The organism is Xanthobacter aminoxidans, assembly GCF_043193615.1.
Taxonomy (GTDB): Bacteria; Pseudomonadota; Alphaproteobacteria; order Rhizobiales; family Xanthobacteraceae; genus Xanthobacter; species Xanthobacter aminoxidans.
In genome coordinates this window covers 20,332-40,619 of sequence record NZ_JBAFUS010000009.1, presented here as the reverse complement: position 1 = coordinate 40,619, position 20,288 = coordinate 20,332, and the positions used below count along the sequence as shown (strand labels likewise).

General features: G+C 65.7%; 22 protein-coding genes. 13 read left to right on the top strand and 9 right to left on the bottom strand.

Annotated features, from left to right (window positions below; translation table 11 throughout):
* Positions 1 to 5 precede the first annotated feature (5 nt).
* The 7 genes from V5F74_RS24755 to V5F74_RS24725 form a co-directional block, all read right to left on the bottom strand.
* Positions 6 to 332 (bottom strand): hypothetical protein, encoded by a 327-nt coding sequence (locus V5F74_RS24755; protein ID WP_394010349.1) that lies wholly within the window; start codon positions 330 to 332, stop codon positions 6 to 8.
* On the bottom strand, positions 329 to 2,446 hold the full coding sequence (locus V5F74_RS24750) for a DNA cytosine methyltransferase (RefSeq protein WP_394010348.1): 2,118 nt from the start codon (positions 2,444 to 2,446) through the stop codon (positions 329 to 331). The genes V5F74_RS24755 and V5F74_RS24750 overlap by 4 nt, the downstream gene beginning before the upstream one ends.
* Positions 2,443 to 3,315 carry a helix-turn-helix domain-containing protein gene (locus V5F74_RS24745; protein WP_394010347.1) on the bottom strand — a complete coding sequence of 291 codons (873 nt, stop codon included), beginning with the start codon at positions 3,313 to 3,315 and terminating at the stop codon, positions 2,443 to 2,445. The genes V5F74_RS24750 and V5F74_RS24745 overlap by 4 nt, the downstream gene beginning before the upstream one ends.
* Positions 3,316 to 3,533: 218 nt before the next feature.
* The gene (locus V5F74_RS24740) at positions 3,534 to 4,133 is read right to left on the bottom strand and encodes a hypothetical protein (protein WP_394010346.1); all 600 of its coding nucleotides are present in this window, start codon (positions 4,131 to 4,133) and stop codon (positions 3,534 to 3,536) included.
* Positions 4,130 to 6,388 carry a type I DNA topoisomerase gene (gene topA, locus V5F74_RS24735; protein ID WP_394010345.1) on the bottom strand — a complete coding sequence of 753 codons (2,259 nt, stop codon included), beginning with the start codon at positions 6,386 to 6,388 and terminating at the stop codon, positions 4,130 to 4,132. Before topA ends, V5F74_RS24740 begins: the two co-directional genes overlap by 4 nt.
* Positions 6,389 to 6,831: 443 nt before the next feature.
* Positions 6,832 to 7,203, bottom strand: a complete 372-nt coding sequence (locus V5F74_RS24730) for a hypothetical protein (protein WP_394010343.1) — start codon at positions 7,201 to 7,203, stop codon at positions 6,832 to 6,834.
* Positions 7,203 to 7,916 (bottom strand): division plane positioning ATPase MipZ, encoded by a 714-nt coding sequence (locus V5F74_RS24725; RefSeq protein ID WP_394010342.1) that lies wholly within the window; start codon positions 7,914 to 7,916, stop codon positions 7,203 to 7,205. Before V5F74_RS24725 ends, V5F74_RS24730 begins: the two co-directional genes overlap by 1 nt.
* A gap of 430 nt (positions 7,917 to 8,346) precedes the next feature.
* Between V5F74_RS24725 and V5F74_RS24720 the strand changes: the two genes are divergently transcribed.
* The 4 genes from V5F74_RS24720 to V5F74_RS24705 all read left to right on the top strand — a co-directional run bounded on the left by V5F74_RS24720 (position 8,347) and on the right by V5F74_RS24705 (position 10,662).
* Positions 8,347 to 9,303, top strand: a complete 957-nt coding sequence (locus V5F74_RS24720) for a M23 family metallopeptidase (RefSeq protein WP_394010341.1) — start codon at positions 8,347 to 8,349, stop codon at positions 9,301 to 9,303.
* A gap of 85 nt (positions 9,304 to 9,388) precedes the next feature.
* Positions 9,389 to 9,619 carry a hypothetical protein gene (locus V5F74_RS24715; protein WP_394010340.1) on the top strand — a complete coding sequence of 77 codons (231 nt, stop codon included), beginning with the start codon at positions 9,389 to 9,391 and terminating at the stop codon, positions 9,617 to 9,619.
* 24 nt (positions 9,620 to 9,643) lie between these two features.
* Positions 9,644 to 10,090, top strand: coding sequence for a MucR family transcriptional regulator (locus V5F74_RS24710; RefSeq protein ID WP_394010339.1), 447 nt, complete (start codon positions 9,644 to 9,646; stop codon positions 10,088 to 10,090).
* Between the two features lie 11 nt (positions 10,091 to 10,101).
* Positions 10,102 to 10,662, top strand: coding sequence for a hypothetical protein (locus tag V5F74_RS24705; RefSeq protein ID WP_394010338.1), 561 nt, complete (start codon positions 10,102 to 10,104; stop codon positions 10,660 to 10,662).
* A 19-nt stretch (positions 10,663 to 10,681) separates the two neighbouring features.
* On the opposite strand, the gene V5F74_RS24700 is transcribed toward V5F74_RS24705, so the two are convergent.
* Positions 10,682 to 11,287, bottom strand: coding sequence for a MucR family transcriptional regulator (locus V5F74_RS24700; RefSeq protein ID WP_394010337.1), 606 nt, complete (start codon positions 11,285 to 11,287; stop codon positions 10,682 to 10,684).
* Between the two features lie 7 nt (positions 11,288 to 11,294).
* The gene (locus V5F74_RS24695) at positions 11,295 to 11,828 is read right to left on the bottom strand and encodes a hypothetical protein (protein WP_394010336.1); all 534 of its coding nucleotides are present in this window, start codon (positions 11,826 to 11,828) and stop codon (positions 11,295 to 11,297) included.
* 133 nt (positions 11,829 to 11,961) lie between these two features.
* Here V5F74_RS24695 and V5F74_RS24690 point away from each other — a divergent pair, with 133 nt between their 5' ends.
* The 9 genes from V5F74_RS24690 (at position 11,962) to V5F74_RS24650 (ending at position 20,282) form a co-directional block, all read left to right on the top strand.
* On the top strand, positions 11,962 to 12,873 hold the full coding sequence (locus V5F74_RS24690; protein ID WP_394010335.1) for a hypothetical protein: 912 nt from the start codon (positions 11,962 to 11,964) through the stop codon (positions 12,871 to 12,873).
* A 137-nt stretch (positions 12,874 to 13,010) separates the two neighbouring features.
* On the top strand, positions 13,011 to 13,139 hold the full coding sequence (locus V5F74_RS24685; protein WP_394010334.1) for a hypothetical protein: 129 nt from the start codon (positions 13,011 to 13,013) through the stop codon (positions 13,137 to 13,139).
* On the top strand, positions 13,136 to 13,843 hold the full coding sequence (locus V5F74_RS24680; RefSeq protein ID WP_203197074.1) for a DotI/IcmL family type IV secretion protein: 708 nt from the start codon (positions 13,136 to 13,138) through the stop codon (positions 13,841 to 13,843). Before V5F74_RS24685 ends, V5F74_RS24680 begins: the two co-directional genes overlap by 4 nt.
* Positions 13,840 to 14,916 (top strand): DotH/IcmK family type IV secretion protein, encoded by a 1,077-nt coding sequence (locus V5F74_RS24675; RefSeq protein WP_394010333.1) that lies wholly within the window; start codon positions 13,840 to 13,842, stop codon positions 14,914 to 14,916. The genes V5F74_RS24680 and V5F74_RS24675 overlap by 4 nt, the downstream gene beginning before the upstream one ends.
* 10 nt (positions 14,917 to 14,926) lie before the next feature.
* Positions 14,927 to 16,177, top strand: a complete 1,251-nt coding sequence (locus V5F74_RS24670) for a DotG/IcmE/VirB10 family protein (RefSeq protein WP_203197072.1) — start codon at positions 14,927 to 14,929, stop codon at positions 16,175 to 16,177.
* 11 nt (positions 16,178 to 16,188) lie between these two features.
* Positions 16,189 to 16,452: a hypothetical protein gene (locus tag V5F74_RS24665; RefSeq protein ID WP_203197071.1), complete on the top strand. Its 264-nt coding sequence runs from the start codon at positions 16,189 to 16,191 to the stop codon at positions 16,450 to 16,452.
* Complete coding sequence (locus V5F74_RS24660) at positions 16,449 to 16,742, top strand: hypothetical protein (protein WP_394010332.1); 294 nt, start codon at positions 16,449 to 16,451, stop codon at positions 16,740 to 16,742. The genes V5F74_RS24665 and V5F74_RS24660 overlap by 4 nt, the downstream gene beginning before the upstream one ends.
* Positions 16,742 to 19,789 carry a hypothetical protein gene (locus V5F74_RS24655; RefSeq protein WP_394010331.1) on the top strand — a complete coding sequence of 1,016 codons (3,048 nt, stop codon included), beginning with the start codon at positions 16,742 to 16,744 and terminating at the stop codon, positions 19,787 to 19,789. Before V5F74_RS24660 ends, V5F74_RS24655 begins: the two co-directional genes overlap by 1 nt.
* Positions 19,790 to 19,802: 13 nt before the next feature.
* The gene (locus V5F74_RS24650) at positions 19,803 to 20,282 is read left to right on the top strand and encodes a hypothetical protein (protein ID WP_394010330.1); all 480 of its coding nucleotides are present in this window, start codon (positions 19,803 to 19,805) and stop codon (positions 20,280 to 20,282) included.
* The last annotated feature ends 6 nt before the right edge of the window (positions 20,283 to 20,288 follow it).

Genomic DNA, 20,288 nt, shown 5'->3' with positions numbered 1-20,288 from the left:
TCTCCTCAAGCCGCAGCCGCTGCCGGAGCGCTGCCGGCGGTGCGCGCGCCGCCGGCGGCCGAAAGCTTCCAGCACTTCTGGGTGAGATAGTTCGATGCCTCCTCCTCGAGGTCGCCGGCGCGCTGGAGGCGCCGGCACGCCGTGAGCACGCGGGCGGTGGTGATCCCGTGCCACTCGCTGAGGTCGGAGCCAGGCTTACGGAAGCTGCCTTTGGCCAGGATGTTGCGGATGACATAGGTCATGGCATCGGTGCGATCCGACAGGATCTTGATGATGTCGTTGTCCATGGCGGTGGCGGACCAGCGCCGGCGGGAACGTGAAGCCGTTGTCATGACGCAAGCTCCGGAGTGTCCACGGAAAGGGCGATCGTCAGGGGCTGGACCCAGATCGGGTCGCTCGACAGCAGGAAGGTTTCCCCGCTCCAGGCGAGGAGCAGGGTCCGGCCGAAGACGCCGGCGAGGGTCTGCGCCGCCGCCGGCGGCACGGCATTGCCAATCCGCTCGCGCCAAGCGCTGTCGGACTTGCCGTCCATCTCGAAGCTCTGCCACTCCTCCGGATCGAAGAGGGACTGCAGGGCGGCGAGCTCGAGGGTGGTGAAGGGCCTGTGCCAGGTGCCATCCTGAGCGTGGATGACCGCCACCAGGCGATCATTGGGCTGAGGCAGGGCAGCGGGGCATTCGTCAGCGCCTGCGTCCTGCAGGGGCGTGCGCGGGTCCGCAACGGACCATTTGCCTCGGTCATACTTGGCGTAGCCCGGCACGGCGACGCTGGTGTCAGCCCAGCCCATGACCCCGTAATGGCCCTGGCTGTTGTAGCTGTGCGCGCTCCGGGTCTCGCTCTGCAGGCCGGTGGGCCGGGGGTCGGCCACGGCGAAAGCCCCCTGCCCCGTGGTGCTGGCACCGATGACGCTGCCGGCGGGCTCCTCGTAATGGGTCACGCGATACTTGCCGCCACCGCCGAAGCCGGCGGCGGCGCGCGGATCGGCGACACACCCCGCCCCTGATCCCGGGCCGCGGTTGGTCCCGATCACGGCGGATGCGGGCTCGTCCCAGCCACCCACCGAGAATTTGTTGGTGTGGGTCGCCTCGGTGCCGCCGGTGCGGGGATCGGCGACGGCGAGGCCGCCTGCAGGGCCGCCCGGCCCGGCCACCGCCGGCGCGGTGCTGTTCCAGGGCACGATGCGGAACACGTTGTTGAAGCGCGGCGGACCGGGGATGCGCGGGTCGCAGATCGCATAGGGTCCGGTGCCCACCGACACGTCGCCCTTCACGACCGGCGCGGGATCTTCCCACCGGCGCACGCCGAGCTGAACGGACTTCGCATGCCCATTCACGCGCGGGTCGGCGATGCTGAATGCACCGGCGCCGGGCCGGCCGTTGCCGCTGATCGCGACAGAGGGATTGTCCCATTCCTTCACGCCGAGGAAACCCGCCCCTTCCCAGCTGCTGCTGGTGCGCGGGTCCGCCACCGAAAACCGGCCGGTGGTGGCCTCGGCCTGCGCCGTGACCGTGCCGCTGCTGGCGTCCCACGGGAGCACGCCGAGCGTGCCATCGCGCCAGCTCCGATCGGGGAAGATGCCGAAGTCGGCGAGGTGGCCGTTCTCGACGCGAAGCCGATTGAGCGAGCGCCAGTCGGAGCCAGCCTCGACGAAGGCAAGGCGAACCCATGTCTTCCATTGCAGGGCCGGCATCCGGTGCATGGGGCCGGCCCGCTCATCACCGGGCAGGGGCAGAAGATCCAGCACTTCGCCGACGCCGCGCAGGCGGCGCTTCGAGGGCTGGTAGAGATAGGGCGGAACCTTCTTGCGGTGGCGCGCCGCCAGCAGGTAGCGCTTGCGGGTCTGGGCGAGGCCCCCGAGCTCGCCGCAGTCGTAGACCGTCTCGGCGACGGCATAGTCATAGGCCTCGAGCAGGGCAATGATCTGGTCGATCAGGCCGCGCCCGCGCGTCGCGATGCGGGGCACGTTCTCGAACAAGAAGAATTCCGCCGGATCATCCTTGTACGCCTCGAGCGCCAGCCAGATGGAGCGCAGCGCCAGCCCGTTGAGGGCCTGGTACTTCGGCGACAGGGACAGGCGCTCCGAAAGCAGGCCGGAGAAGCCCTTGCACGGCGAAGACGTGAACCAGATGTGGGGCCGCTCGTAGCCCATGGCGCGATGCACATCGGCGATCGTGATCTCTTGCCAGCCCGGGGGCGGCTCGTGGCCGTGGAAATCCCGGTACTGCTCGAGGGACATGAGGTCGAGCAGCGTGCCCTTAACGCCGGCGAAGCGCTCGAAATCGCGGATCGCCGCCGGGTCATTGTCGATTCCGCCGATGTTGCGGAATTTCGCCCGCAGGTTTCCCACCCGGGCATCGCCCTTCCGGAAGCCATGGGCGCCGAAGCCCGAGCCGCAGGCCATGTAGCCGACGCGGATTTCTCTCACGAGGTCCATCTGCATGGTCATGCGTCCTCGCTTGCGTAGCGGGCCATGGCGTCGGCATCGGCCTGACGGCGCACCTTCTGGGCCAGAAGGGCCAGCAGCCTGCGCATCTCCGGCGAGCTGACCTCGAGGCCATCGAGCTTGCGGATTGCGTGCAGGATGGTGGTGTGGTCGCGCAAAAACATGCGACCGATCTCCGGCATGGACCGGGGCGTCATGCGCTTGCAGAGCGCCACGGCGATCTGTCGCGGCTCAACGATGGTCTTGTGCCGACGATGGGATATGAGGACGCTGGTTGTGATGCCGAAATGCTCCGCCACGACGCGCTGGATCAGACGGATCGTGATGCGCGAGTCGACAGCGTGCGGGTCGATGAGGTCGTTGCGCAGGCGCTCCACAGTGGCCGGCGTCAGCTCTTCTCCGCGCGCCGCGGCAAAGGCGAGACCCTTGAGCAGCCCAGCCAGCTTGTGGCCATCAAGGTCGGGGACATTCACCACGGTATCGAGCACCGCGGGCGGAACCTGAAGGCTGGGGGTGTGCAACTGCTGGGCGGTAATCATGTTGGTGGCGAGCGCCAGGGCGAAGTCCCGATCGAACGGGCGGAGCTCCACCACCAGGGCGTGGGTCAGCAACGTGCCCAGCTCGCCTTGCTCGAGCTGCCCCGGCGGCCTCGGTCCGGTCAGGATGAGCGGACCCCGATCGATCAATGCGCATGCAGCGATCTCGTGCCATCGATCCGCATCGTCAATGACCTTGGCCGCGGGGCAGATCGCCGCCGAGGCCTGGGCGATCGTGGTCTTGCCGAGACCGCGCCCGCCCCAGATGTACAGGGGCCCCGGGATCTTGCGCGCCGCCAGCATTTCGATCGCCGCCAGGGCTGCGTCGTTCTGCATGCCCCGCACGATCAGCTCCGGAAGGGGGCGGGCAACCGGGACCGCCGCCCTCGGGCGGACGCGAGGCGTTTGCACCGGGCGGAGGCGCTGATGCACTTCACGGGCACGCGCCCGCAATTCCTGGGCAGTCAGGCCTGCGGATGGATCATCCGGCTGCAGAGCGAGCGGTCGGTTGTGGGATGAGAGCATGGTGGGTTCTCCCGGCTACACGAAAATTTTCAGCGGCTAGACGGCTGGGCGTGCAAAAAGCGCCCGGCGGCCGGAGCAAGGCGCTCCATGAGCTTGATGGCGCCGGCGCTGGTGCCCAGGCGCCGCATGGTTCCCTTGAGAGGTCCGAAGCGGTGCAGATCCGCGACGAACGGCCCGCGCGGCAGCAGCGCAGCCCCGCCACACGGCATCCGCCCGGTTCGGTAGTGTCGCCGGGTGATGACCCATTCCTCGCCGCTTTCCGCGGCGGCGTGGAAGTGTTCGATGGCGTCGGGCTCTTGCACCAGGTCCTCGGGCGAGCAGTGTCCGATGCCGCAAGGATCTGGGACGCTGACGCAGGCCAGCGTGAGCTGGTGAGAGTGCGCGCCGCAGGGGCAGCCATAGTCGGTGAAGGAGGCCTCGACACGGCCGTGAAGCTCGGACGGCAATCCGGGGATCACGAGCCGGCCCTGCTCGACCAGCATGATGTCTGAGCTCCAGCAGGAGGCGCAGCGGGCCAGCCGGCCCTCCTCCACCTGCTCGGTCCTCATCACCAGGGGCGACGCCTTCAGCAGGCGTTGTCCGAAGGACCGGCGCGCCGGCGCCGGCCACACGGCCTGAACCGCGTTCATTTCGAGCTTCCCTTCCTGCTTTTGAAAACCTTGTCGATCGCGGCACTGGCGTCCGACATGAGGACCTTGTCCGGCCAGCCCGCCGGGGCCGGGACTTTCTTGTCGCTGACAAGAGTACGCAGCAGGTCCATCTGCTTGTCCGAGGCATAGCGGGCTTCGCCGGATGAGCTCGAGGACGTGGCCCGGCCGCCCGTTCGCCCCCCTCCCCTGCCCTTGCCCGCAGCGGAGCTCTTGCGCGCCCCGCTCGAGGAGCCCTTGCGGTCGGTCCCGCCGGACCGTGAGCCCATGATCTTGTCGAGTAGCTGGGAGGCCGCGAGCTTGGTGATGGAAGGCCACCCGTCCGGAGGCTCCACCTGCTTGTCAGCGATTGCCTTCGTGATGGCGGCGATCTGCTTCTCAGAGGCCGGCTCGGCGGACATGCGTTGCGTAAAGGCGGCATCCTTGACGCCGTTGTACTTCTTGATGTTGTCGTCGATGAAGGCCTTCAGCAGTGCCGCGCTGGCCAGCGCGTCTTCCGAGAGGGACAGACCCAGGATCTCGGCGATCGTCCGAGCGAATGAGGCCTGCTTTTCGGAGGGGGGGAACGGCGCGTTGGGATCGTAGCCCATGGCGCCCATTTCCTGGTGCAGGCGCGCGTGCATGCCGGCGATCACGGGCTGGTATTGGGCCTTGCCCTGCGCGATCTGGTCGAGCTGTTCCTCCGCGTCGCGGGTGAAGTCGAGCTCAACGAATGAGAACTTGCCCTTGAGCGCGCTCACCACCATGCGCCCCAGCGGGGTCGGCACGAGATATTTCTTCTGCTCCGCGACGTACTGGCGCTTGGTGATGATCGTCGCCAGGATCGAGGCGTAGGTGGACGGCCGCCCGATGCCTTCCTTCTCGAGCTCCTTGATGAGCGTCGCCTGGGTGTACCGGGACGGAGGCTTGGTCTCCTTGGCGAGGACTTCGCCGCTGTCCGCGGTCTTCCTGCTGCCGGGCTGCAGGATGGGCACGGCTCCCCCACTCCCCTCCCCGCCCTTGTCGCCGTCCTCCTCTTCCTCCTCGCCCTCTTTCATCGTGAGCACGAGGAAGCCGGGCGCCTTGAGCACGCGCCCGCGCGCCGTGAACAGGTACGTGTCGGGTCCGTTCTGCGCCTCGAGCACGTTCGTCGTCGCGAAATACTCGGCGGGAGCGAGCTGGCACGCCGCGGCACGCTGCCAGATCAGGGCGTAGAGGCGCTGCTGGTCGGCATCGTCGCCGGCGGCTTCGTTTTCCCAATGCGTCGGCCGAATAGCCTCGTGGGCTTCCTGCGCGCCCTCCTTCGATCCCCATCTGCGCGGCGACGGCGGGAGGGGCCAGTTACGGTCGGCGGCGAGCGCGCGGATCTCCGCGATGGCCTCGTCGGAGAGGTTCTGGCTGTCCGTCCGATGGTAGGTGATATGGCCGCCCTCGAACAGCTTCTGGGCGAGGCCCTGGGTGAATTCCGGCTTGAATCCCAGCCTGGCCGAAGCGGCCTGCAGGAGGGTCGATGTGGTGAACGGCGGCGACGGCTGGCGCTGGACCGGCTTCTTGTCGCTGCTGATGACCTTGAAGTCCCGGCAACCTGCCGCCAGGGTGGCCCGGCCCTTGTCGAGGAGATATTCCTCGCCGGACTTCAGAAAGGGCTTGGTATCCCACTCGGCGTTCCACGCGCCGCCGTCGAACACGACGCGGGCGCCGAAATGGTTCGTCTTGCGGAATTTCTCGATCTGCTCTTCCCGGTCCACCACGAGGCGCACGGCAGGGCTCTGGACACGGCCCGCGCTCGCGCCCGTTCCCACGGCCCGCGTCAGGATTGGGGACACCTCGTAACCCACCAGGCGGTCAAGGACACGCCGCGCCTCCTGGGCGCGCACCAGGTCATCGTCGATGGTTCGGGGGGAGCGAACGGCCGCGGTGACGGCCTTTTCCGTGATCTCGGTGAACGTGACCCGCTTGGGCGCCTTGAGCTTCAATGCCTGCTGAATATGCCAGGAGATGGCCTCGCCTTCGCGGTCCGGGTCGGTGGCGAGGAAAACTTCGGTTGCCCTTTCCGCCAGTTGGCGGAGGCGCTGGACGTGATCCTTGCTCTTTGGAGGGACGATGTAGCTGGGCCGATAATCCGGCGCGCTGACGCCCACGGCGTCCACCGGCAGGTCACGAATGTGGCCGAAGCTCGCGGCCACGGTCCAGCCGTCTCCGAGGAACTGCTGTATCTTCTTGGTTTTATTCGGACTTTCGACAATGAGCAGTCGCATTGCATCGCTCGCGCATGGGCCCGTGAAGGGCGATAAACGATGATAAACCATGCATAAGTCTACACAAGCATGTTGACAAGCCGCGATGAGGCCGCGATTGTTTGATTGCTGAGGTGTTGTGCGGTTTTTGTCTCAGCTGACCGCCCCTCGAGAATTGGAGTGACCGGACCTCTGAGCGTTTCCCCTTCTTGCGCAATCACTGGCGGAGCTTCGGCTCCGCCATTTTTTTTGCCGCTTAGGCGCGGCCGGTGCTGGCGGAGCGCCGGTCTTGCGGCGCATGGGGGCGGCGCCGATGCAATCCGATGTAATCCAATATCATCCGATGTAATCCAATATCATCCGATGTCATCCGATGAAATCGCGTGCGGTGTGTTTGCGGTCGGGGCAAACAAAAAGGCGCCCGTTGGGGCGCCTTCTGTCTCGTGCTGAAGTGGTACGCAGACCTACTTGGACTTGCCCTCGGCCATGTCGAGAAGCTGAACGATGGCGTCGATATACGTCAGCCTATTGTCGTCACAGTAGGTGACGAAGCGATTGACCTGATCCATGGGCCCTTTGACGTAGACCTGGTGCGAAGGCATGTCGGGATCGCGCCGCGATACGCGCTTCTTGGGCGTTAGCAGGGGGGCAGCCGGCGCGGCCCGCCTCTCGGGGGGCGGGATTACCGGCTTTTCCAAGTCGTTGGCCGGTTGCCGGCTTTGGAAGCCGGCCTGGCGCGCGACTTCATCGAGCTTGGCTGCCTGTTCCGGCGTGGGTTCGGGCGGTGGGGCGACGACGGGTTTCGTCGCGAATTTGAAGCGCGGACTGTCGCTCATCAGGCGACCTCTTCCATAATAGCCTCGGCGTCGAACTTTTCTCCCGTCAGCGCCGTCATGACTTCGGCGGTGAAGAGCCGTGCGTTCTTCTGAGCCGCGGCGAGATTGCTCACGTGCTCGGAATCGAGCTCATAGACCGTCAGGCCGTCCAGGAACTGCTGCTTGAAAGCCGCTCGGTCATTCAGATGGGTGTCGAGCACGGGGATGTGTGCGTCCTGCAGTGCCCGCCGGACGGTCCGTTCGATCCGGGTCGCGATCGCCGTAGATGTCCGGGTGAACGCGACGACATAGGGGATGGGACGCTCCAGGTGCTCTTCCTCCTGCACGATCAGGTTTGTCGCCCGGGCCGCCTGATCCGTGTCCAGCGGCGACGCCTGCATGGGGATGATGACCAGGTTGGCGCGAGAGATTGCACGCGAGACCAGAAGCGATGCCGTTCCCTCGAGATCCACGATGACGTGGTCGTAGCCCCCTGCCCTGGGGTCCGCGACCTCCTTGATGACTTTGAACAGGTTCTCTTCCGTAACGTCGTCCATGACGACCAGGTTCGATTTGGTCTTGGCAAGCGCCTTCCACGCCGACAGCGGGCGGTTGGGGTCACAGTCAAGGATGCAAACCCGCAGGCCCTGTTCGGCCAGGGTTGAGGCGACGACCAGCGCGGTCGTTGATTTCCCGGCGCCGCCCTTTGAGTTGGCGAAGACGATCACGGCCATTCCATGCGCTCCGTAGGCCAGCCACATGAGCTGGCAAGATAGGCAAGCTAGGCAAGCTAGCATAGCTGGGCAATCTATACGACCTTGCCAATCTCGGCAAGGCGGGCAGGCTTGGCGATATCGGCAAGGCGGACAAGATGGGCAAGGCGGGCCGTATTGGCCATCTAGGCAAGGTGGGAAAGATCGGCAAGGTGGGAAAGCTATGGATATATTTCCCACATATCCAAGGATATCCAGAGATATCCGGAGAGAGCGGCCGGGCATCGGGCGCTCCCCGCCCTGGCGCTACTCGTGTCCGGCAGTGCGGCCACCAGCGAGGGCGCTGGGACAGCGGCGCGCACCGATGACTGCCGATAAATTACGATCAACCGCGATAAGCGGCACATAAGCCGTTGATCGCCGCGATGAACTCGTTAAATTCAAGCTTACCATGCGAGCAATTTCGGCCATCATAGCGCTTGCCGGCGCGGTCTCAATCATCGGCGTCGCCGAAGCTGCGACCTGTCTCGTCCACCGAACCAATTCCGGCGGCGGAGAGAAGATCGTCTCACCCTACGGGGTGGACCGTACCGGACGAGCCTCCGCCGGTTGGCATCAGGGCCTCGACATCACGAACAGCGCAGGCATGGGCGATCCCATCCTCTCGGGGACCAACGGCACGGTCAATTTCAGCTACCAAGCCCGAGGCGCCGGCAACTATGCGACCGTCACGTCTGGCGACATGCGATTCCTCTACATGCACATGCGCCGTGTCCTGACCGAGCTGAACGGCAAGAGCGTGTCGGCAGGCCAGCAGATCGGCGAGATGGGATGTTCGGGCCTCGCGAACTGTCCGGTTCATCTCCACCTGGGCGCGATGATGCGAGGCGATGCGTTGCAGGGGAGCGGCGCAGCAGGGCGTGTCTGGCGCGAGGGGGCCGGTAAATCCGGCACGCCGTTGACGGCTGACCAGATCAAGAGCGCGATGCCCACCGCGTGGTACCTCGTGAACCCCGAGCCGTTCCTCGACCACCAGATCCCGTTCGACGGCTCGGGCGGTCAGCCGGCTGTCTATGGGCCCCAGATGGGCGGGTGGCGCAGCCAGACCCTTCCGCGAACCTGCTCGCCCGACCAAACGACATTCGAGAACCCTCGTCTTGCCAGCACCACGGGCACTGGCTCATCAGACGCGGCCCTGGATAGCCAGGCCACCAACAGATCGGGAAGCGAGGGCTTCGCTGCAACCATGGCCGGCCAGGAGCGGCGCGGCGTCGTCGTGGAGCTTGCGAAGCAGACCACTGCTGAGCTCGCGCAGACGGCTCAGTCCTCAGCGCTGGCCTACCAGGCCCAGATGGACAGCGCGATGGCGCATTTGCTGGTGGAGGAGGTGGATGGGGCGACACGGTAGTGATTACGGGAGGAGGGCAGGGGAGAGGGTGCCCCGAAGTCGGCGGTGTGCCGGGCTGGCTCTCGCGCTTGCCGGTGCGGTGCTGATGGGCTTGCCGCCGGCGGCCGCGGGACCGGCGTCCGAGGTCGGTTCAAAGCCCGGTCAGCCAGGCTTCTCATATCGAGCGCCGCCGCCCAGCGCCGCCTATGTGGCGCCGACGCCCGAGGCCGATCCGAGGGACACCCGGATCGACGAGCTGTTTCAGCGGGTCAAAGACCTGGAGGAACGCTTGGAGGTGATCGAGCAGAAAGCAGCGGCGCCCAAGGCGCTCAAATAACGGCATCCCACGAGAAAACCAACAATGCCAACGTCCAACTCCGAACTGACGGTCCTCACCTATGCGAAGGATATCGTCTGTGCCTTCCTGCAGAAGAACCCGCTCAACGCGAGCGATCTGCCGGGATTCGTTGAAGCCGTCCACACGGCTTTGAAGAAGGCGGACCTTCCCCAGGGGCGGCAGGGGCCAACTCCCGCCGTCCCCATCGACAAGTCGGTCTTTCCTGACCACATCGTCTGCCTCGAGACGGGCCGCAAATTCCTCACGTTGACCAAGCACCTCACGGCGATGGGCATGACCCCGGCCGACTACCGGGCAAAGTGGGGCCTGCCAGCGTCCTATCCTATGAACGCTCCGAGCTTTTCCGCCTCGCGAGCCGACAAGGCCAGGGCGGCCGCTACCAGGGCGCGCAGCCGGCAGGAGTCCCACGAGGCTGCTCCTGCTGCCGCCGCCGGCGGCGCTCCGGAATAGGGGAGGGGACTTTGGATCTCGGTCAGGTTCTCATCAACGCAAGCTCGAGCTTCACTCTTGGCGTTCAGCTGACGCTGTTGCTCGGCGCGATCTTCGGCGTCTGGGTCTCGGGCCGAGGGATGATCGACATCTACATCCTCGCGGCCGGCGACAACCGGTTCTCCAACCGGCAGCCGAGCATCTTCGGCGGCTTCATCCGCCTGATGCTGGGGGGCGCCATGATCGTGGCGCCTGCACTGCTGTGGATCGCGGCCAACACCTTCGTTGCCGGCGGGACGAACACGGAGGCCCTTTTCAACTATTCGAGCTCGTCGGGCAACAGTTACTGCGACCAGATCAGAGTGGCCGTGTCGTACCTGTTCATGCTCGTGGGCGTGATCGCGTGGTTCAAGGCTGGCGCCATCCTTCACGACAACGCATCCGGCGGGGGAATGGCCCAGCGCTCAGGTTCGCCGATGCTTTATTTCGTGGGGGGAGTGCTGACGTTCTTCATCACGGACGTTTCGACGATCCTAACGAACACCCTCGGCATTTCGGTCGGGCTGTCAAATGTCTGCACCGCCCTCCAGTAAGGGCGGTGCAGAAACAGCGTCAATCGTCGCTCTTGCGGCCGCCGGCTCTGCCGCGCGGCTTCTTCTCGGCCTTGATGGCCCCCGCCTCTTCCGAGCCAGCCGCGGGACGCATGCCCAGCGGCGAACCCCGCTTCTTGATGGTGTTGAACATCTGCTCCTGCCGAGCGTTATGATGATCCTCCGCCACCATGGGGTAATCGTAAGGAAGGCCCCAGCGGTTCACGTAGTCGATCGGGGACATATTGTGCGATTGGCGCAGGTGGCGCCGCAGGATCTTGAACGGCTTCCCGCACTCGAGGCAGTAAAGTCTGTCCTTGTAGACGGTTTTGCGAATCCGTTCGTCAACGGATGCTCCGGCCAAGGACCCTTCGAGAGCTTCGGGTGGCTCCGGCTGCTGCGCCGACCCGTTGGACAGGTCCGGGAACTGCGGCTGACCGGCATGGGCCGGAACCAGATCCCTGACATTGTCCTCATCGGTGCTGAACAGCTGGAATTCGACGATAGCCATCGTCTCCTCCCGTGTGAGGGAGGTTTGGCCCCGCCACCAGGCCTTCAACCTCAGCACCACGTCATTCAGGTCCGCCTGGTCCTTCCTTCTTTTCAAGGAAGTCGAGGTGTCGATCATAGAGTCCTCATTCCTTTCGACCGGCACTCCCCTGTCCAGCACCGATACATTGGGCGATCAAGCCACGTATGGCACGCGCGAGCGGCATTCCTCGGTATCCGTTATCGAGCCTCCATGCGTCAAGCCACGACTTGACAGCGAGTGGGAGCATCAAAAACGGCAACACGAGGACGATGACCATCGTTGATCCAGATCGAGTGTGCATGGCCCACAGCGAACCGGCGATCATCACCGAACACATGGATAGCACGATCCCGCTCGCTAAGGAACGGTGTTTTCGCACCACAATGGAGCGGTTAACCGACTGATTTTGTTGGAGATCGCGACGAAGCTGCGGGGATGTCCGCCCAGTTGCACCGGAAGGCCCCCATTCACACGACTGATTTGGGCAATGCGTTTCTGCGCCGTCCGTGTCGAGGCGCATCAGCTCTCCGCACGCCGGGCAGACCCCGGCGCGGCCCTTCATTCGTTCGATACGAAGCTCCGTGCGGCGCACGGCGGCGAGCAGACCGATTCGCGGTAAGGGCGGCAGCAGCTTCATTGAGGTGGCCTCAGTGACAATTTAGACGCGCGCAAAGGCGCGCATAGACATGATAAACGTTGATGAACGGTTGGACAGGTGGCGAATATCGGATAAAAACAAGGCTGAACAGCGCTAACCGCTTGGAGTGCTCATGTCGCAAGCTGATCCGCACGCCGTCGAGCCCGCCGCTCTCCCTCTGTCTCCGGGGGCGGGCAAGGGTGAATTCGTCATCAAGGTCAAGCTGAGCTGGCTGACTTCCGTCCTGCCGTCCGTGGTCGCGGTGGGGTTGGCGATCTACGCGTTCGGTCCGTGGGAGAAGGGCTCGGAAGCGCACAACCGCAATTACGAGCGCCCGGCGCCTTCCTTTCAGCCGGCCTATGGCGGTGCTCCGGGCGCCTATGTTCCGCCCGCATACGGTACTCCCGGTTCCTATGCCGCCGAACCGCGCCTTGCGCCGCCGCCGGCAGCGCCGCCGGCGCTGGTCCGCGCCCCCGAAGCGCCGCAGGCTCCTTCGGCCGCCAATGCCTTGGTCGCCACCAACGACCCGAATGCGCGGCTCCTCACCGACGCCGAGGTCTCGGGGCGCGTGCTCGAGCTGATCGCGAAGTTGCCTTCGGTCCAGGATTTCGACGGCCAGGCTGTTCCGCCGGCGAAGGCCATCCAGGTGTTCTTCGATCCACGCTGCCCGTACTGCCACAAGGCCTATGACGCATTGGCGGGCAAGCTACCGGTCAACTGGATACCGGTGGCGGCCCTCGGAGATGTGGCCGATGGCAATGCGCGCGCCCGGTCGATCCTGCAGGCGCCAGATCGCAGGTTGGCACTCAAGAAGTCCTTCGGCGGCGACGCCCTCCCTGCCGCCGGGCCTTCGCCCGAACTTGATGCGCAGCTCGGGGGCTCTTTCGAGGCCTTTGCGCAGATCACGCAGATGCTGAAATCGGCCGGGAGCCCCCAGCTGGGCGTTCCCACGTTTCTGGTGCCGCGGCCGGATGGGCAGGTCACGATCTACGTCGGCTACGACCCGGACATTCTCGCCAAGCTCACCCGCATCTATCGGGGGTGACGCACGTGGCCGTGCCCAGGTTCCCATCCTTCGGATTTCCGTCTGAGCGCCTGCCGCAGCCGCCATCGGCTGCGGCCGCCGGCGTCATACGGCTCGGCGGTGCCGCCTCGATCCTGCTCGGAGCCTTGGTGGCCTCCGTGTTCATCAACGTCGTTCTGGCCGGACGCATCGTTGCCGCGGCCGATGCACTGCCCTTTGTGGCGGATGGCGGCGTCGCCGGCTGCCAGGCCACGCCCTTTCGCGCGCGCAGCGGAGGTGCGCAATGAGCGCCAGAGAGACCTTGTCCGGAAACAAGTCGAAGGAGCGGATCTCGGAGGAACTCTACGTCCGCGAGACCCTCAAAAAGTACCTGTGGTCGATGATGAGCGTGCTCGGTGCGGGGCTGTTCTTCAGCATCATCCTCAACCTCCTGCTGGGCTACGCGATCATCTGGCGGTTCCCCGTCAAGCAGTTCCTGTGGACTTCCGACGCGAACGCGGTGTGCGCCGCCACGCCGCTGGACGAGCCCAGCGTGAGCCAGGCCCGGCTCAAGGATCTCGCGGCAACCGCGGCGGTGCAGATCAACACGTTCGACTATGCCAACTGGCGGGTTCTCATCAATGCAGCGCTCGACAAGTTCTTCACACCCCATGGGCGTGACGAATATCGGTCGGTGCTTTCGAGCACCGGCATCGTCCAGAAGGTCGTAGACCAGTATCAGGTGGTGTCAGCCGTAACCATGGCGCCCCCGAATATTGCCGCGGAGGGCAAGAAGGGCGGACGGTACTTCTGGGAGGTCGAAGTCCCCACGACGATCTACTACCAGACCAACGCAGACAGCAAACGCGAGAACCGTCTGCTGACCTTCACTATCGTCCGCGTCGAACCCTCTCCGATCAACCCGAATGGCGTCGCGATCGACGCCGTCACCTCCACCCAGCTGCTCACAGGGCAGATGAACCAGTTGAACGTGCCGAGGATCAACCGATGACGATGAGCACCACATCGCGCGCCGCCCTGCTCGCATCGGGGTTCCTGCTCGCCGCCTCCGGGCCGGGAAGCGCCCAGCAGCAGGCGACTTCACCTCAGGGGCAGATCATGTACGCCTGTCCGCCCGGTTATGTGTGCTCGCCGAGCCCTCAGCCCGGGAACATGCCCCCCAGGCAGCTTACGCAGCAGGAACTGGACACGGTGCGCGGCGCCGTGGTGCGGGACGCGGCGGGGGCCATCCTCACGCCCGGAGAAGTGCAGGATCTGCGAGACCGGGGCATCAATGCCCAATCGGCCGCTAACTGGCCTGGCCTTTCGCGTGACACGCTTCCCGAAGCCGAACCGCGCGTGATCCAGATCGCCGACGCCTCGAAGCGCGTCCCGGACAAGATCACCCTCGCCATCGGCGTCGTGACCCCCATCACCTTCCTCGACAAGCGCGGCAAGCCCTGGCCCATCGCCAGCGTCGCTTATGACCCACGTACCTTCTCGCAGGATGGCAACGGGTGCGGGAACAACCAGCAGCAGGCCCCGGCCGCGCTGACCGGTGAGCGGCCGACAACGATCACGCTGATGCCCTGCAGGTACCAGACGTTCGGCAACATCTCGGTCTCGCTCGAGGGGCTGGGCACGCCCATCGTCCTGCTCGCCCAGAGCGGGTTCGGCACCGGCAAGATGGACCTGCCCGTGACGGTCCGACTTACCGGGGCATCCCCGGAGACCGTGGCGCAGGCTCGGATCGATGAGACCGAACGCAAGAGCAGGGCCCTGATCCGTGCCTACAACACGGTGCCGGCTGTCCCTCCTGGGGTGGACCCTGAGCTCGATTCCTTCCTGACCGGTGTGCCGCCGAAGGGCGCGCAGCCCGTGCGGACGGACCTGCGCGAGGTGTCGGCCTGGCTCTACAACGGCCGGCTTTATCTCCGGGGGCCGGTGACGGTCATCAACCCGGCTTACGACGCCATGGGCGCCGGCACGGATGGCCAGTTCATCTGGCGCTTCAATACCCCGATGGCTCGCGTCCGCGTCGTGCTCGACGGCGGCGAAGAGCGCCCTGTGACGATCGGACTGTGAGGAGAGGCCCGTGAAGCTCGGTAAGCTCAAGTTCGCCGGGGCCGCCGCTGCGGTCGTGGTTCTATTCGCCACGGTGTATGTCGCCACGGATCGCAAACGGGATGATCTCGGCGGCGTCGCGTCTTCCAAGGTGGCTGGCGGAGCACCCGTCGCAAAGAACGACACGATGGCGCCCGTGTCACCCAGCGAGGCGACAAAGCGGGCGACCACCAACGCGCAGAGCGCGGAAGCCGCGCAAGCGAAGGAGCGCAGCTACGTCGCGCCGCCCGTCATCATGGCGTCCGAAGCCCCCCGCCGTGGTGAGGACCTGCCGCCGCCGGCTCCGCCGCCTCCGGTGACGACCTCGTCCACGGCTGCGCCGGTGCCGCCGGTCCAGCAACAGGCCACCTACTCAGGCGCTGGTGCGCAGCAGGGCCCGACCATCATCTACGCCTATCCGCAGCCGCTCGCCGACCAGGAGCTTCGCAAGCGGGTCGAAAGCCAGATCACGTCCGTCCTCAAGCCAATGGATGGCGGGTTCGTGCTTCGCAGCTTCCAGCAGCCCGCTCCGGCCGCCGGCTCGGGCGCCGCGGTTGCCGGCGGCAGCGGCTACGCTCAGGGTGGCCGCGGCGCGGTTGGGCCCGCAGTCCTTGCCGCCCGCAGCGGCGACGTGGCCTATGCCACGCTGGATCGCGGCTTCAACTCGGTCGATCCGCAGGCGCCCATCTTCGCCACCATCTTCGACTATCGCGAAGGCCAGGCGGTCGGGCCGCTCCATGGCGCCCGCGTTCTGGGGCAGATCACCTATAACCGCGAACAGGCGGCCGTCACCTTCAGCTCGCTGATTATGCCCAGCGGCTACCAGGTGCCGATCAAGGGGATCGGCATCACCGAGACGGACGGCAGGACCGGCGTCGCCCAGAACGTCGATTACCACTATCTCGAGCGCTACTCCGGGCTCCTGGTCGCCGGCCTGATCCAGGGCGCTGGCCAGGTGGGCCAGCAGCTGGTCCAGAACAATCAGGGCTACGTCGTCACGAGCGGCGGGACCTACGTGTCGAATTCGACACCGACGACGCTCCTGCAGGCGGGCCTGGCCGCTCTGCAGCCGGTTGGCAATGCTCTGTCGAACGCCGCGGCCCAGCAGTTCAACAAGCCGAACACGATCTCTTCGCCGCCGGCGATGGGCCTCGGCATCGTGTTCATCGAGCCGCTGCAGATCCCCATCGACCAGATCCAGCGATCGGCCGCCATCACGCGCGCCGCTGAAACCAAGCAGTAGGGGAGGGGGCTTTGGGAACATCGGCAACGCTCCCGTCGATCCTGCAGGGGTTGATCGACGACATGCCCAACCTGCTCACCATGCTGGTGGTGATGCTGGCCGCAGTGGGGCTCGCCATGGCGGCCTTCGCCCTCTTCAAGATCTACCAGGCTATCCAGAACGGCGACGGCGCCCCCGGCGGGTGGCTGGTGGCCTTTGCCTGCGGTGCCGGCCTGACCATCGTCGCAGTGATCGCCGGCCAGGCCTCCCTCCTGATCGTGGGAGCGGGATCATGACCCTTCCTTCATCTGGGGAGGCCGGACGTGACCCCCGGCACCCCCGGCCGGGCGCCTACTTGCCTGGCCTGACCCCCGTCGTGCGACGGCGGCTCGAGCTCACCATCGCGGCGCTCTCCGCCCAGGACGGGGCTCGCGAGAGCAAGCTCTATGTCATCCGGGATCTGGAGCTGCGCGCGCACATCCTCACGGACTTCATCACCAAGGCGGTCGGGATTACGTCGCCGCGGTTCGACGCAAGCGAAGAGGCGCGGACGCAGTTCATCGTGCTGATCGAGGAGGAGGGCTGATGGCAGGGCTGTTCGGCAGTCTTTTCGGCAGCAAGGCCTCCCGCCGCGGTGCGGGCTTCGCTGCGGTCGATCGGTATTGCGATGTCGCGGGCTTCTCCGAGACGGAGCCGGTCTTCTACGGCCACGACGCTTCCGACTGCACCCTGATCGAAATCGAGGGCGTGCGGACCATCATGTCCGGGGAAGAGTTCGAGACCGCGCTCCAGATCCACTTCGTTGGCGGTGTCTCCCAGCTCCTCAAGCGGGCCGGCCACTCCCTCACGATCTCCTATGAAAGCTCCGCCAATATCGAGGACGATCTGGAGCGCTTCGTGGGCGCCCAGCGCCGCAATTCCGACCTGAAGCAGCTCGGCGTCGAGGCCGTGACCGACGAAGGCGAAGCGATCATCCGGCGCGCCGCGCGCCGGGAGCGCATCCTGATGGCGGTCTGGACCTCGCCCAAGGCGGCCCTGGTTGAAGAGGTCAAGCGGGAAAGAGCCGAGAACGCGGAGCGCTGGCGCACGATGCCGCCGGCGCGCAATGCCACGCCCTCCCAGCTGGCCCTGGCGGCCCTCAGCGGCCCACATGCCGCCGCCGTGCGGAAAGTGGTGGACGCCCTCGAGTCCTCCGGTCTGAGGGTCCGTGTTCTCGGCCCGGACGAGGACGGCCGCCGGCGTGATCTCACCGAGATCCGCAAGGCGGTGCTTTACCACGAAACGCCGGACGGCTGGTCGCCCTTCGGCCCGACCGAGCGGACGTATCCGGGCGCCAAGGCGACCGTGGATGATGACACCAGCGAGCTGTTCTCGCCGCCGGTGGCGCAGCAGATCCTCTCGAGCGGCGCCATCGCATCGGCGAACCTGCGCAACATCGCCATGGGTGGCCGCAACTATGCCGTGGTCGCCGTCTCGGTCTTTCCGAAGATCCTCCAGCACTTCAACCAGCTCATCGCCTCGATCGTGAACCATCGGGCGGCCGGCATGCCGTTCCGCATCGCGTTCCACTTCGAGGATATCGAAGGCGCCAGCGGCTTTGGGCTGCGCAAGGTGCTCGCCGGCCTGGCGAGCTGGACGAGCCCGACTACCAAGAACCTCTTCCAGGCGCTGCGCACCCTGCAGGAGATCCACGAGCGCGATATGGACACCGTGTGCAAGGCCCGGATCATCGCCACGACGTGGGTCGAGCCGGGCGAGCCGCCGGAAATCCTTGAACAGCGCCGGAGCTACCTGGTGCGCGCCCTCATGAGCTGGGGCGACGCCCTGGTCATGGAGGCGCCCCACAATCCGATGCGGGCCCTCGCCGAGACGGTGCCCGGAATGACGATGCGCGCCGTGGTGCCGCCGGCAACGCTTGCGCCCCTGTCTCACGCCGCCGCGATGCTGCCTTTCCACCGGACGGCACCGATTTTCAGCCGAGGGGAGTCGGTCTTCCTTTCGACAGACGGGAAGTTGATGCCCCACGAGGCCTTCTCGGCCGACCAGAATTTCTGGCTGTCGCTGATCTATGCGACCCCGGGTTCCGGCAAGTCGGTGCTGCTCAACCGCCTCAACTATGATTTCACCGCGTACAGCGGAGGGCGAAGGCTCCCCTTCATCTCCATCATCGACGTGGGGGTGTCGTCGAGCGGCTACATCCAAGTGGTGAAGAATGCCCTGCCCGAGGGGCGTCAGCACGAGGCGATCTATGTGCGTCTCGAAAACGCCACGCATCACGCCATCAACCCGTTGGATCTGGGGCTCGGTCGCCGGTATCCGCTCCCGCGTGAATCGGCCTTCGTGGAGAACTTCCTTTCGACCCTGTTTGGCCTGCGCGGCCCCGGCACCGAGCTCTCGGAACAGCTCATCACGCGTGTCATCAGTCGCCTCTACAAGTCGAAATCGGACCTCGAGTTCACGAACGCCGCAAACGCCTGGCAGGCCGGCATAGAGCCTGAGCTTGATCGCCATGCCGAGGAGCTGGACCTACCCCTGCGGGACAGGACGAAGTGGTGGCAACTTGTCGATGGCTTCATGCTGGCCGGCAAGCCGATGCTGGCCATGCGGGCGCAGCGCTATGCGATGCCGCGTCTTGAGGATGTGTCGGCCATTCTCAGCGAAAGCATGATCCGGGAGGACTTCCCCCCCCTCCTCGTGCAGATGGCGCAGCGGTCGATCGAACGCGCCGTCGAGAAGTACCCGATCTTTTCCAACGTCTCACGCCTCGATCTTGGCGAGGCACGGATCATGTCGATCGACCTGCAGGACGTGGTCCAGCGCTACAAGAGCGAGGAGGCCGACCGCAACAACAGCCTGTTCTTCATGGCGGCCCGACAGGCCTTCCTGTCCAAGATCGGCGGGTATGCCGAGGAAATCCGGTCCATGGCGCTTCCGTCCGGAGACCTCCGCGGGGTCTATGAGGCGTACTGGCAGGCGCATTACGACGACATTGCCGAGACGCCCAAGCGTCTTGCCATGGACGAATACCACCTCACCGGCGGGACCGAGGGCATCGCCCGGCTGGTGCGCTCCGACGCTCGCGAGGGCCGAAAGTGGGGCCTCGAGATCATCCTGGTCTCCCAGCTCCTCGAGGACTTCAAGGGCATGAAGGACATGGCGTCCACCGTCATGATCCTCAATGCCGACAGCCAGCAACTGCGCGAGGAGGCGCGGAGCGTGTTCGGCTTCAGCGATGCGGTGAAGAAGGATCTCGAGCGCCACGTGCATGGCCCGCGGAAGGGTCGCGGGGCGAGCTTCCTGGTCCGGTACATGCTCCGGGAGGAAGAGCGCTGGGCGGTCATGACCAATCTGATGGGACCGCGCCTGCTGTGGGCCCTGACCACCAAGAAGGAAGACCGCCTGGTGCGCGACGAGCTGTATCGGCGCGTCTCGGTCAATGAAGCCCTGCGCATTCTTGCCCAGCGATACCCCGATGCGTCGGCGATTGAGCATTGGGAGCGGGTGCAGGCCTCTACAACGGATACGGACACACGAATTCCCAAGATCATCGTCGATCAGATCATGGGAGAACTACTTGCCGGAAGCGGCGAGCGCCCAAGTGGCAGACCCACCACCCTACTTGCAGCCCAATAGAAGGAGCATCCCCATGCTGCTCGGCCTGAAGTCCGAGATGTTCAGTGCGGCCGGCGAACCGCCCGCCATCCGGAGCACGGCGGGCCCGCTCGCCGCTGCGCGCGCCCGCGTGGCGCACGCCTATTACGGGTGCCTCGCGTCGGCCAGCGTCGTCTGCCTCTCCGCCCTGCCGGCGGCGGCGCAGACCTCGACCACCGATCCGGCCGCACCGCTCGATTTCCTGAAGACGGCCCGTTCGACGGCCTCGAGCTCCAATCTCAACACCACGTCGGTGACGACGTTCGGCGGCAACATCGCGACGATCGTCGCCATCGCCGCCGGCGTGGTCGGTCTCATCCTGGCGGCGGTCAGCGGCAAGAAGCTCTACGACGCGGTGCAGAACGAGAACAGCCGCGAGAACGTCGGCGCCTCCGTCGCCGGCCTCGCCATCGGCGCCTTGCTCACCATCATCGGCATCATCGTCGGCGCCACGACCAACTTCGCGACCGGCTGATCCTGG

What these genes read in the sequence shown, in the direction of transcription:
- V5F74_RS24755 (WP_394010349.1), bottom strand. Translation starts at nt 332, where the DNA reads ATGACAACGGCTTCACGTTCCCGCCGGCGCTGGTCCGCCACCGCCATG.
- V5F74_RS24750 (WP_394010348.1), bottom strand. Translation starts at nt 2,446, where the DNA reads ATGACCATGCAGATGGACCTCGTGAGAGAAATCCGCGTCGGCTACATG.
- V5F74_RS24745 (WP_394010347.1), bottom strand. Translation starts at nt 3,315, where the DNA reads ATGCAGAACGACGCAGCCCTGGCGGCGATCGAAATGCTGGCGGCGCGC.
- V5F74_RS24740 (WP_394010346.1), bottom strand. Translation starts at nt 4,133, where the DNA reads ATGAACGCGGTTCAGGCCGTGTGGCCGGCGCCGGCGCGCCGGTCCTTC.
- topA (WP_394010345.1), bottom strand. Translation starts at nt 6,388, where the DNA reads ATGCGACTGCTCATTGTCGAAAGTCCGAATAAAACCAAGAAGATACAG.
- V5F74_RS24730 (WP_394010343.1), bottom strand. Translation starts at nt 7,203, where the DNA reads ATGAGCGACAGTCCGCGCTTCAAATTCGCGACGAAACCCGTCGTCGCC.
- V5F74_RS24725 (WP_394010342.1), bottom strand. Translation starts at nt 7,916, where the DNA reads ATGGCCGTGATCGTCTTCGCCAACTCAAAGGGCGGCGCCGGGAAATCA.
- V5F74_RS24720 (WP_394010341.1), top strand. Translation starts at nt 8,347, where the DNA reads ATGCGAGCAATTTCGGCCATCATAGCGCTTGCCGGCGCGGTCTCAATC.
- V5F74_RS24715 (WP_394010340.1), top strand. Translation starts at nt 9,389, where the DNA reads ATGGGCTTGCCGCCGGCGGCCGCGGGACCGGCGTCCGAGGTCGGTTCA.
- V5F74_RS24710 (WP_394010339.1), top strand. Translation starts at nt 9,644, where the DNA reads ATGCCAACGTCCAACTCCGAACTGACGGTCCTCACCTATGCGAAGGAT.
- V5F74_RS24700 (WP_394010337.1), bottom strand. Translation starts at nt 11,287, where the DNA reads ATGATCGACACCTCGACTTCCTTGAAAAGAAGGAAGGACCAGGCGGAC.
- V5F74_RS24695 (WP_394010336.1), bottom strand. Translation starts at nt 11,828, where the DNA reads ATGAAGCTGCTGCCGCCCTTACCGCGAATCGGTCTGCTCGCCGCCGTG.
- V5F74_RS24690 (WP_394010335.1), top strand. Translation starts at nt 11,962, where the DNA reads ATGTCGCAAGCTGATCCGCACGCCGTCGAGCCCGCCGCTCTCCCTCTG.
- V5F74_RS24680 (WP_203197074.1), top strand. Translation starts at nt 13,136, where the DNA reads ATGAGCGCCAGAGAGACCTTGTCCGGAAACAAGTCGAAGGAGCGGATC.
- V5F74_RS24675 (WP_394010333.1), top strand. Translation starts at nt 13,840, where the DNA reads ATGACGATGAGCACCACATCGCGCGCCGCCCTGCTCGCATCGGGGTTC.
- V5F74_RS24660 (WP_394010332.1), top strand. Translation starts at nt 16,449, where the DNA reads ATGACCCTTCCTTCATCTGGGGAGGCCGGACGTGACCCCCGGCACCCC.
- V5F74_RS24655 (WP_394010331.1), top strand. Translation starts at nt 16,742, where the DNA reads ATGGCAGGGCTGTTCGGCAGTCTTTTCGGCAGCAAGGCCTCCCGCCGC.
- V5F74_RS24650 (WP_394010330.1), top strand. Translation starts at nt 19,803, where the DNA reads ATGCTGCTCGGCCTGAAGTCCGAGATGTTCAGTGCGGCCGGCGAACCG.